The sequence below is a fragment of the Luteirhabdus pelagi genome (assembly GCF_016827595.1).
Lineage (GTDB): Bacteria > Bacteroidota > Bacteroidia > Flavobacteriales > Flavobacteriaceae > Luteirhabdus > Luteirhabdus pelagi.
This window is the reverse complement of record NZ_JAECMS010000009.1, coordinates 1-10,795: the sequence shown is the minus strand read 5'-3', so window position 1 is coordinate 10,795 and position 10,795 is coordinate 1. Positions and strand designations below refer to the sequence as shown.

At 33.5% G+C, this 10,795-nt stretch carries 14 protein-coding genes; all 14 read right to left on the bottom strand.

From position 1 onward, the window contains the following. Nucleotides 1-233 precede the first annotated feature (233 nt). Nucleotides 234-653, bottom strand: coding sequence for a hypothetical protein (locus tag I4Q58_RS15125; protein ID WP_203296751.1), 420 nt, complete (start codon nucleotides 651-653; stop codon nucleotides 234-236). Nucleotides 654-896: 243 nt separating this feature from the next. After that, nucleotides 897-1,709: a hypothetical protein gene (locus tag I4Q58_RS15120; protein ID WP_203296750.1), complete on the bottom strand. Its 813-nt coding sequence runs from the start codon at nucleotides 1,707-1,709 to the stop codon at nucleotides 897-899. A gap of 160 nt (nucleotides 1,710-1,869) precedes the next feature. Further along, on the bottom strand, nucleotides 1,870-2,157 hold the full coding sequence (locus I4Q58_RS15115; RefSeq protein ID WP_203296749.1) for a type II toxin-antitoxin system RelE/ParE family toxin: 288 nt from the start codon (nucleotides 2,155-2,157) through the stop codon (nucleotides 1,870-1,872). Then, complete coding sequence (locus I4Q58_RS15110) at nucleotides 2,150-2,392, bottom strand: ribbon-helix-helix domain-containing protein (RefSeq protein ID WP_203296748.1); 243 nt, start codon at nucleotides 2,390-2,392, stop codon at nucleotides 2,150-2,152. The genes I4Q58_RS15115 and I4Q58_RS15110 overlap by 8 nt, the downstream gene beginning before the upstream one ends. Nucleotides 2,393-4,035: 1,643 nt before the next feature. Next, nucleotides 4,036-4,449 carry a hypothetical protein gene (locus I4Q58_RS15105; protein ID WP_203296747.1) on the bottom strand — a complete coding sequence of 138 codons (414 nt, stop codon included), beginning with the start codon at nucleotides 4,447-4,449 and terminating at the stop codon, nucleotides 4,036-4,038. A 402-nt stretch (nucleotides 4,450-4,851) separates the two neighbouring features. After that, the gene (locus I4Q58_RS15100; protein ID WP_203296746.1) at nucleotides 4,852-5,889 is read right to left on the bottom strand and encodes an alpha/beta hydrolase family protein; all 1,038 of its coding nucleotides are present in this window, start codon (nucleotides 5,887-5,889) and stop codon (nucleotides 4,852-4,854) included. Between the two features lie 64 nt (nucleotides 5,890-5,953). After that, nucleotides 5,954-6,364: a hypothetical protein gene (locus I4Q58_RS15095; protein ID WP_203296745.1), complete on the bottom strand. Its 411-nt coding sequence runs from the start codon at nucleotides 6,362-6,364 to the stop codon at nucleotides 5,954-5,956. A 173-nt stretch (nucleotides 6,365-6,537) separates the two neighbouring features. Then, on the bottom strand, nucleotides 6,538-6,924 hold the full coding sequence (locus I4Q58_RS15090; RefSeq protein ID WP_203296744.1) for a hypothetical protein: 387 nt from the start codon (nucleotides 6,922-6,924) through the stop codon (nucleotides 6,538-6,540). Between the two features lie 735 nt (nucleotides 6,925-7,659). Then, nucleotides 7,660-8,175, bottom strand: coding sequence for a hypothetical protein (locus tag I4Q58_RS15085; RefSeq protein WP_203296743.1), 516 nt, complete (start codon nucleotides 8,173-8,175; stop codon nucleotides 7,660-7,662). 171 nt (nucleotides 8,176-8,346) lie between these two features. Beyond that, entirely contained in the window at nucleotides 8,347-8,793 is a 447-nt protein-coding gene (locus I4Q58_RS15080) for a WapI family immunity protein (RefSeq protein WP_203296742.1), read from the bottom strand. A gap of 165 nt (nucleotides 8,794-8,958) precedes the next feature. Then, complete coding sequence (locus I4Q58_RS15075) at nucleotides 8,959-9,339, bottom strand: hypothetical protein (RefSeq protein ID WP_203296741.1); 381 nt, start codon at nucleotides 9,337-9,339, stop codon at nucleotides 8,959-8,961. Nucleotides 9,340-9,496: 157 nt separating this feature from the next. Further along, a complete protein-coding gene (locus tag I4Q58_RS15070) occupies nucleotides 9,497-9,952 on the bottom strand; it encodes a WapI family immunity protein (RefSeq protein WP_449565221.1) in 456 nt (151 codons plus the stop codon). 156 nt (nucleotides 9,953-10,108) lie between these two features. Beyond that, a complete protein-coding gene (locus tag I4Q58_RS15065) occupies nucleotides 10,109-10,426 on the bottom strand; it encodes a type II toxin-antitoxin system RelE/ParE family toxin (RefSeq protein ID WP_203296739.1) in 318 nt (105 codons plus the stop codon). Then, nucleotides 10,417-10,644 (bottom strand): hypothetical protein, encoded by a 228-nt coding sequence (locus I4Q58_RS15060; RefSeq protein ID WP_203296738.1) that lies wholly within the window; start codon nucleotides 10,642-10,644, stop codon nucleotides 10,417-10,419. The genes I4Q58_RS15065 and I4Q58_RS15060 overlap by 10 nt, the downstream gene beginning before the upstream one ends. Between the last annotated feature and the right edge of the window lie 151 nt (nucleotides 10,645-10,795).

The following is a 10,795-nucleotide window of genomic DNA, read 5'->3' as shown; positions in this document are numbered from 1 at the left end:
CAGGGTGGTTTTTTGTCTTTCATAAGGTATAGTACTAAAAGGGTTAATTTTTAGTCAACCTATTTCAGGACGATGCATTTTTTCAGCTTGTTGCCAACGGTCTTGTATAATGCGTCGTTCTGCGCGTTTGTGAATTTACGGTTTTTTCAGTTAAGCTATTTTTTTAAGGATTCTGTGGGAAATTCAATACTGATAACCGACTGCGCAGTAATGCGCATTATACGTTGTTGTGCCTAGTTTTTTACATTCACTAATTCAATTTCCATTTTTTTCTTCAAATCAGTTTTTAAATCAATTCGAATTGGTTTGAACTCAGTTCTTTCCTCAAATATCTGGTTAAATCTATTGATATATTCATCAGATTGTTCAAAGAGAAAATCCGAAAAGTGATTGATTCCAATTGAAAATTCCAAATCAACTATTGAGTCTGTAACTTGTTTAGTTTGAAAATAAGTGAATTGGCGTGGACTGCTTAATCCTCTGTAATATCCGAGTGTGTCCTTTTCTTTGTTGAAAATATGACAATAAAGTTCATATGGTCTTTTTTGCAAATAATTCGAATCAGATTTAAATTTTGAGCAAAGTGTATCATTCCACGAAATTAAATAACCACCAGGTTCAAATTCCAAATAGATTTCTATATCCATTTTCATACGGTCAATTTGCGGTTTTTCTGGTTTGTCAGAACAACCAAAGAAAATACTAAAAATCAATATGTAAATTATTCTGTTCAGAATTCCACTAAAATTAGGCACAACGGTCTTGTATAACGCTTCGTGTTGTGTTGGCTTTCAATTTACGGTTTTTTCAATTAGGCAGGGGAGTTTGATTTTCTGAAATCTTTTTCAATCGACTGACCAACCAACACAATGCGCGTTATACATTGTTGTGCTTAGTTATGATTGTTCATAGGTGTATTTTATCTTCGCTAACAGTTTTCCCTCTTTCGAAAAGTATTCTATTTTATCCACAAGTCCGTTTTCCAATTTGGTCTCAATTCTTTTACCTCCTTTTTCAGAAATAATTCTTATGCCAGCACGATAACCCTTCCCGTCTCTTAGAAGTTTCCAGATTTCTTTATTGCCATCAACGCATTTATGAGAAACTAATTTATTTCTATTGTCTCGTTTTTTCATGCAATCACCTGTTTTTCTATATGTGAAGGACTGTTTCGAGATCAAAAAACCGTTTTGATCATAATATTCCTCAGAGGTAAGCATGTTGCCTTGATTATAATTCCATTTATGGCTTAAAACCTTTTTTCCATTCCTTACCCTATAAAGAATACTATCGTTTAGGTTTCTATCTTTTATCCAAATCTGTTCGACAAGTGTATCCTTAACTGAACTTAATTGTATTCTTCTAATCGATCTTTTTTCTTTGTCTTTTATAGTAACCGTGTAATACTTTACTTTGCCATTATCATCTTTTATTTCCCCATATTCAGTTGTTCCGTCATCAGAAAACTTGTATTTGTAAGCAACTAACAAAGAATCATTTAAGTCATATTCCTTAAACGATACTGTATTTCCAAATCTATCCAATTCATCCATCATATAAGTTTGTTTGACAAGTGAGTCATTTTTATATTCAAATCCTTGAATTATTCTTTTTGTTATATCATTTTCAACAAATATTCTCTGCTCTTTATTTTGAGAATAAAGATTAGAAATAGTCACTATGGATAATAGGATCAGTAAGTTCTTCATAATTAAGCACAACGGGATTGTATAACGCTTCGCGTTGTGTTTTGGTTCAATTTACTAATTTTTCAAATAGGGAAGGAGTTGTAGGACTTTCTGAGTTATTCAATTTTATTACTTCAACCAACACAATGCGCGTTATACATTGTTGGCTACAGTATTTAAATCAGAGAATGTTGTTCAAATCTTGTCTTCCAACAATCGCCATGATTTCAACCAAGTCATCATTTACTCTATAGAAGATGCTGTCAAATCCACAAACACATCTTCTGTATCCTTTTTTAATAAATTCAACAGATTCAAACGAGTATGGTCTTTCCGCAATAATATCGAAGTATTCAAAGAATGATTCAAAGTATTTATCGGCTTGATCCATTCCGAACCTCTTGGTTCCGTACTGGTGGATTCTAATCAGATCTTCTTTAGCTTCATTGCTCAATCGGTATTTAGCCATTTCCAAGCGAGGATTTTGATTGTTTCAGAATCTCATCTTTGCTATCAGTCGTGAATCCGCTTTTTTCGGCCCGGTCGATTTTCGCCCTGATCCAATCAATCTGGACGCTTGCCTTCCGCGCTTGTCTGATCAGATCATTAACCAGTTCGCTCTTGCTGGAATATTCCTCTCTGTCGATTTGGCTTTTCAGCCATTCATCGTTCGGCTTTGTGAAAGTTATGCTTTGTCGAGTCATGATAATCAATTTGATGTAAATTTACACCAAAATTGAATCAATTCAAAATCAAATATTGTAGCCAACGGATTTGTATAACGTGCGTTGCTCGTAGGACAATTTACACAATTTTCAATAATTTGATAAGAGGGAACGTCTCTGCGTGAATTCAATGCAATTGAATTCACCAGAGTAATGCATCGTTATACGTTGTTAGCTACAGGTGCGGAAAAGTAAATGTTCCGAAAGCGATTCACTATTCATATTCAGTTTCAATCTTTTCAACCCAGACCTAAATCAGATAAAGTCAGTTTGCTGAGAAATCAAACGGTTTTTCGTTCCGAAACTAAATCAAATCAGAATTTTATCAGAAACATTTTTTTATTCAATTTCCGGCTGAGTGAGAGTCACCCCGACCGAGTGAGAATCAGCAAATCCGTCAGAGTGAATTCCGCTGAAAGCGGATCACCGCACTTGTAGCTTAACGGATTTGTATAACGCAATGTTGCGCTTTCAGGCAACAAAATACTAAAACTTACCAAATTGTCCGCCTGCGAGGATTTTCAGATATGAAAATCCGAAGCAATGTGCGTTATACGTTGTTAACTTTAGTTGCGGAAAAGGATCTTTCCGTGAGCGATTCTTTTTCAACATCAGTTTCAATTTTACCACCCCAGAACTAAATCAGAATTATCCGTTTTGTTGAGAAATCAATCGAGTTTCTCAATTTTTGCTCAAAATCAGATCAATTTTTCGTTCCGAATTTTCAACTTCAGTTTGAAATCAATCGTTCAGTTTGGAATTCAAGAAATCAACCCAATAATTCAAAATCACATTTTTGAGCTTTGCTTTTAATCAATTTCCATCTGAGTGAGAGTCAGCTAAACCTTTTTGAATTTAAATCCGCTGCAAGCGGGTCACCGCAATTAAAGTTAACGGTCTTGTATAACGCCACGCGTTTGGCGCTGGTTCAATTTACGGATTTTTCGGTTAAGCTGTTTTTTGAACGGTTATCGGAATTTTCAACAGAGTAACCATCTGCGCCGAATGCGCGTTATACGTTGTTGGCAGTAGTTTTATATTCAACCTACATTTTTGTTTTTAAACAGGTCAAGCGTCAATAAATCTCGTTGAAATAATAAATCAAAAGTAAAGGAGCAGAGATCGAAAGAATCAAATAAACTATACTGTAAAATTTCATCATTTTGTTGATTTCATTTTTCCGTGCCAAAAGCTTTTCACCACCCTTTTTTACATCATACTTATAAAAATTGATTGCGCCAAATAAAAAATATAAGGGAAAAACTAAAATCGGAATATATTCTTTATCCATTTGTGTATTCAGATCAGTCGTAAAGTAAATTATGATGACTAATATCAAAAAGTTAGCTACTTGACAAAAAGAAATATACACAATAGGCATTACTATCGGTTCATCCTCAATATGTTTCAATTTAGAGTAATGATAAAGGAATAAATCATTATAAAATTCATTAATTCTATTCAATATCATTTAGGTAAAATTTTTTCGAAAATTACTGCCAACGGTAAAGTATATGGCCCGTAGCGTTTTGTGTTACGGATTTTTCAGTTAAGATTAAAAGTAAATAAATTGTAAGAAAATCAAAACATTTAACCCTCTTAGGTATGGGCTATATACATTGTTACCTCTCGTTTTTATTCAGTTCAAATGCGTCTATAAATACATTATCAGTTTTAATCTTATTATCTACTGGAAACATTGTCTCAATGAATCTAACCATCTCTTCGTTGTTGATTATTGTATCGAATTGCCTGTGAATTACAACTAAACCAATCAAAGTGTCAGAGTTATTTTTAAATTCAAAGTCAACGTAATTTGAATTCTTATTCTCAAATTCAACGATTTTCCTTTTACCGTTAAAATTTTGAGCAAAATTCAATTGAATTTCTTTTTCGATAAGTGGGCTTTTGATTTTGTAATCATCCTCCAAAAACAATTCTATGGAACCTTTAATTGTACTGTCTTTCAGATATTCTGTTTTTAAATCATAAAAAGTACTTCGGGTTGTGTCGAGAATATTATTGCTAAAAACCAATTTTTGAAATCCGATTGTATCATTTTTATCAGATATGTAAACCTCAATTCTCTCGCGTAAGTTGTCATTTATATAATTATATTCTATCCATTCTCGAGTATATTCGGTAAGATTAGATTTGGTTGAGTCAGTTTTTGATTCTATTTTTTCATCAATCTTTAATCCGTTTTTGTTTTTCTCGGTATCAGAACAAGAAATAATAATTGAAAGTAACAGTATTTTGAATATAGTTTTTATGATAGCAATTTGGTTTTAAAATGAGAGGTAACGGTACCGTATAACCGTCAGTTGCGGCTTTTCGGTTTCGGTTTTTTCAGTTGGAAAGATAGTGTTTTTTGTAGGAAAGCAAATTCAATTAAGCGACTGACCGCCGTAATTGCGGTTATACATTGTTGGCAATAGTTATTTTACGCTCATTATCCATTTAATTATGTAGTTTTTTGCATCAGTATCAATATCGTAAATGCTGTTCGATTTTTCTTCCGTTCCTTTTTTAGTTAGAAAATGGTTTAAATACTCAAACTTTTTAAATTTAATTTTTGGATTATCTATTTCTTTTAAAGATTTATTAGTCTCAATTGGGTCAACTAAAATATCATTCGCACCAATTATAACTAAAGTTGGGATTTTTAAATTTTTATATTCCTGAGTATTATCAATTTTCGCCAATTCGACAAAACTATGAGTCACATAATTTTTGAACTGTTTTCTTTTAAAACCTTTCTTCCCTTTTTCACTAAGAGTAGCATGCCAAATATCCCAAGTTTCTAATTCTATGTTTTGGTCAATTACTTGATGAACAAATTTTAATATCTGAATTCTTTCTTCAACATTTTTGCCGACAATATTGTCATTATAGTTTGTAATTCCATTTTTCATCTGATACGCAATAATATCTCTCGGTTTTCCAATAGGTGCTGACCATTGTATAAGGAAATCAAAACCTGCACCTTTATCTATTGCACCAATAGTTGCAATTCCGCCGAGGCTATGCCCCAAGACACCAATCATTTTGGTAGATAATAATACATTATTTTTGAGGGTGTCGGCAATATCCTTGACATTATCAATATAAGGTTGTGGAAGCTCATTTTGGTTTCCAGAAGACATACCTATTCCTTTTTTGTCAAATCTAAATACACCGATATTGTTTTCAAGAAGCGATTCTGTCAAATAATTGTGCGCATTTTGTGAAATTTCGCCAGTACCTGAAACTATTACCAAAACTTTTTTATATTCATTTTTTGGGGTTATCAAGGTTCCTTTTATTATTATTGGCTCTTTGGTTGCTGGGCTTTGGAAATAATCAAAAGTTTCTATTTGTATAGTTTCTACATTATATTGGTCAATATTTGAAATCGGTTTTTCATTCTCAAATATTTCTTGAGCAAAAATTGAAGTGGAAACAAAAATTAAGATGAGGGTAATTGTTTTTTTCATAACTATTGCAAACGGTTTTGTATATTTTAAGTTTGATGCTCAATATTTGCTACATTTAATTAATTTAAGACTTATTATTTAATTCAAAGCTTTTTAAACTTTTAAATAAGCTTTTGGTTTTTATGGGTATTATGGGTTGCCAATTTAATTCTTTTAGTGGCTCTAATTTAAATAAAACTTCGTCAGATTTTTGGTCATCAAAAAGTTTGATTTTCTCGTTGTTTTTTGTGTTAAATGACAAATTATAAGATTTATTTAATTCAAAGTCTATTATTGTTTTATCTTTTTTTACATCATTTATTAAAGAAGTTTTTATTTTTTTTTCTCTATCGCTTATATTTCTCAAAATTGAATGATTTTGAAATCCGGTATTTGTTTTCAAATTACTTTCGTTGGAACTCAAATTATGAAAATCGCTTTGACCAATAGCTAAAATAGGCATTAATGATAATATTGTTAAAAATGTTTTTTTCATTATTTCTGTTTTTTTAATTATTGCCAACGGTTTGTATAACGCGCTGTGGCGTTGGTTTTCAATTTACGTTTTTTTCAATTAGTAGGGAAGTGGCGGTTATTTTGTGAGAAATTCAATACAATTAACCTTCTCCAAGCCATGCGTCGTTATACGTTGTTGTGCGTAGTTTTTAATCAATACTCAAAAACAGGACTCTCATTTTCACATATCACTCCAATTGGTTCTGGAGGAAGGGAGCAATCACTTATCATTCCCCATTTTTCGTTAAATTCTTCCTGCGCAACCCTATGTTCTTCGATTTTCTGAAGAAACAGTTCAGTATCGATGTTTGTCGAATAAGCAATATATCCAACCGGACCTCCACATGCCTTACTTCCATAGCTAGTGAAAGTCCATTCTTCTGAGTCAATGCATTTTTCACTATTTGCCAAACTTTCAATTTCGGAAAACATTTGATTTAATTCTTGAGCTTCTTGTTCTTGAGTTGGTCCATCATCATTGTTGCAGGAAAGAAATATTCCAAACATGAGTATGATTCCGATAAATTTGAAATTATTCATATGCTGATTTTTAATTCGACTCCTAAATTCTATTTATTTCAATGGTAAAATTACGCACAACGGTATGCGTATAAAGGCATGTCAAGTGCCCTTTATTGGGTTTCCGTGTTTTAGGGCAATATACCAAATTCCGTTGGTATATCCTTCAATAGGAGGGAAGCCGGCACTTTATTGCCTTTATACGTCGTTATGTGCAGTAATTGCCCTCCAGCTCGAAGAGTGGAGGTTCCCGGCAATTGCGTAGTTTATCGCACGCCACATCGAGCGGCTCCTATCAATTCTTTCAGGAGCGTCTGATGCTCCTTATGCCACGGGCCGTATAAGGTGTCGTCAGCGTTCCGGGTCGGGCCCACAATTCACGAATTCGGCCAACAACATAGGATCAATCCCTGCCCGTGGCTTGAAACTGTCAAATGGATTCGCTACCTTGATCAAGCTTTTAACGTTGCCAACGTTATGAGAGTGAAACTCTCACCGATGCCAATCGAAAAGCTTGGAGGGGCTGGCCACCGTTCAGCCAGGTCTTGATCCGTTGTTGCTTCGTTAATGGGTCCGACGAAAGACTTGATGGGTTTCCGAAAGTGCGATTAATTGCACTATAACGGTACCGTATAACCGCTTTTGCGGTTTTTTCGGCTAGGTTATTTATCAGATAGGCAAGTTAGTGATTTTCTGTAATCCTTTTCAATCGCTTGACCAACTACCGTAATTGCGGTTATACATTGTTGGCAACAGTTATTTTTTATTCAGCATAACTTGAATTAAATCCTCTGTTATTTCCTTCTTATCAATTCCATAATCAGACATCAGCATTTCAGTTTTTACAGAGGTAATCCAATCTCCTATCAAACTATGTGTTATTGAATCGTGTTGATTTATTTTGTCTCTATTTTTTCTTAATTCAAGTGTTAAGTTTAAGCTGTTACTACCAATTGAAATATCTCTTAGCAATGACATTTTTATTGAGTTTGAATACATTAAAGAAAATAGACTGTCTTGTTCCTTTTCATTCATATTTTCACCGTTTATTAGCAATTCTGTAAGATTGTCAATGTAATTTTCCACTCCATTTTTAATTTCTGAGTTTTTACTAATTCGATATTCGTTAAGAAACTGTTCTTTTTGGAATTCTAATAATTCCTTTTGACTTTTATTAGCAAAAAAACCAGTAATTAATCCTCCGACTATAACTCCAAGTAAAGTCATAATAGCGGTCAAGTCAAAAATTTTTCTCCTGTTTTTTTTAGCCATAGTTTGGTTTTAATTGTTGCCAACGGATTTGTATAACGCGCGTTGCGCGACTTACAATTTACATAAATTTCAATTAGGGAAGGAGAGGAGTTGTTTGTGAGTGAATTCAATGTAGTTGAATTCACTCGCGCTATGCGTCGTTATACGTTGTTGTACGCTGGCTCTTTTTAATCAGACACCTCTATTCGGAAAAGGCTTTAATTCCAATTTAAGTTCTTCAGCGACATTTTTCAATTCAGAGTTGTTCATGTCAAATTCAATGTAATATTCCTTTTCATCATCAGCATTCTCAGGCCGCGATTCCAAATCAAATCTAATTCGAATAGTTTTAAAATTTGAATTCTCTTTGATCAAATCAATTTCTAAGTTTGGTTCGATAAAAGTTAGGTTTTTTTTCTCCGTCTTATTCAATGACAAGTCGGCAAACCAATCAATAATATCTTTCACCTCAAACACTAATAAGGACGGATCGATAGTCTTCCATTTTCCAGATTTACTATTTACATTCAAGTAAATTAACAGCCAATTTGAATCATATTCACAATCAGTAACGTCTGGAAACTCATAATTGGTTATTCGAAATTCCAATGTTTGGTTATCAGTTCCTTTTAAAATCATTTTTCAGTCGAGCTTGCGTACAACGGTCTTGTATAACGCCCCGCGTTTGGCGCTGGTTCAATTTACGGATTTTTCAGTTAAGGTGGGGAAGTGGTTTTCTGTAGTCCTTTTCAACAAAGTAACCAACCGCGCCAAATGCGCGTTATACGTTGTTGTACTGCGTTTTTAATCAGTTTTATAATAATCAATGTAATGATGTCTAAATTCAGTTTTCATCAGATTAGAATTGATTCCTAGAACATGAATTTCAAATCCGTTTTTCTCCAATCCAATGATATGAGCTCCGTCTCCTTTAATCACATTTTTGTTTAAATCAAATATTTTCAATTCCGGAATTATTGAGGTATTTATGAATTTGTCCTCTGGATAATCTGTATTGATTTCAATGTCATTTTGCAAACAATATTCTTTAATCAATTTATAAGGTGATTCAAAATCAATAAAATTTAATTTTCCGTAAATCACTCCCATAGGCGGATCTGCAAATTCAAATTCAGTCTGACCAATTCGCTGTCCTTCTAATTCTATGTCGTATTTTTTTCTCAAAATGCAGTACAACGGTCTTGTATAACGCCCCGCGTTTGGCGCCTGGTCAATTTACGCAATTATCAGTTAAGGTAGGGAAGTGGCTTGCTGTAACCCTTTTCAATCGTTTAGATATCAACGCGCTAAATGCGCGTTATACGTTGTTAGCACCTGTGCTTTATCCATTCATTTTCATATGGACTTTGTATTCAGAAGTTATAGTATCTAATTGTTCAATCAAATCGGGTAGATAAGTTTGATCAAGATTCAGTTCTCCTTTTAGTTCATTTCCCATTCCAACATTATCTTTTAAATCACAGAATAAATCTAAATGTCCAATTCCATCACCTTGGATAAAGATTTTCACTTGGTCTTCATACCCTTTAAAGGTTGCACTCTGTTCAAGGTTCTCATAAAGGTATATCAATTCTCTTTTAAAATTATCAAAACTAAACGTCATCAAATTAGCATTAAACTCTCCTGAAAAGCTTCCAAATTTTGCTGAAATCTTGCACCTGATAGAATCCTTATCCCAATCCAAATCAGCATTCGGAAAATTCTGTTTAAGAATTTCTATTTTCACGAATTCAGATCCGTTTTGAATTTTTAAATAAGTCTCAGATTCATTTCTCATTCTGCATAGGTGCTAACGGATTTGTATAACGCTCGTGGCGCGTTGGACAATTTACGGATTTTTCAGTTAGGGTAGGAGAGTTTGGTTTTTGTAATCCTTTTCAATCGTTTAACCTGCCCAGCGGCATGAGCGTTATACGTTGTTGGCATCTGGCAGTTATTTCGATCGCTTTATTTTTATCGGATATTGTTGAGTATCGAATACATCCACAATCTCAATTTGGTTTTTCTCAATGTTTATCCAATAAATGATTTTGTAGGTTTGATGGACTAGATATCGAAATTCCTGTTTTCTATCAATCAGCATTTCCTCAACTTGTCCAATCTCGGGCTGCTTTTTCAGTCGCTTTGTTTCACTAACAATTTTTTCCGTTTCATTCTTAGCGACTCGAAGGCTGGCGTTTTCCTTTAAATACTTGAAATTTTTCTTTAGTTCCGCTTTGGCGAAATCAGTCCAATAGATTTCTAGCTCCATTTTCCAATTTCAGTCATTAGATCATTAGATTCGGTAAACCTTCCCTCATCCGAATCTTTCATAGACTTGTCAATTCTTTTGTTGAGCTCTTTTTTGGTCATAGGTTGAGAATGCCTTTTCTCTTTTCTCAAAACTTTTTCAAGACGCGAGATAGCTTCCTCACTTTGAAGTTTTAAAAACTCCTGAATAAATTCGATTTTTCTGGCTTCCAAATCCATTTTTTCACCTTTTAATCAAAAGTACGAATTCTATATCAATACTTTGTATTCAATCATTCATTTCAGCTGCTTGATGCCAACGGTCTTGTATAACGCTTCTCGTTAAGCGGTTTTGTATTTTACGTAATTTTCAGATAAGGATTTTGATTAG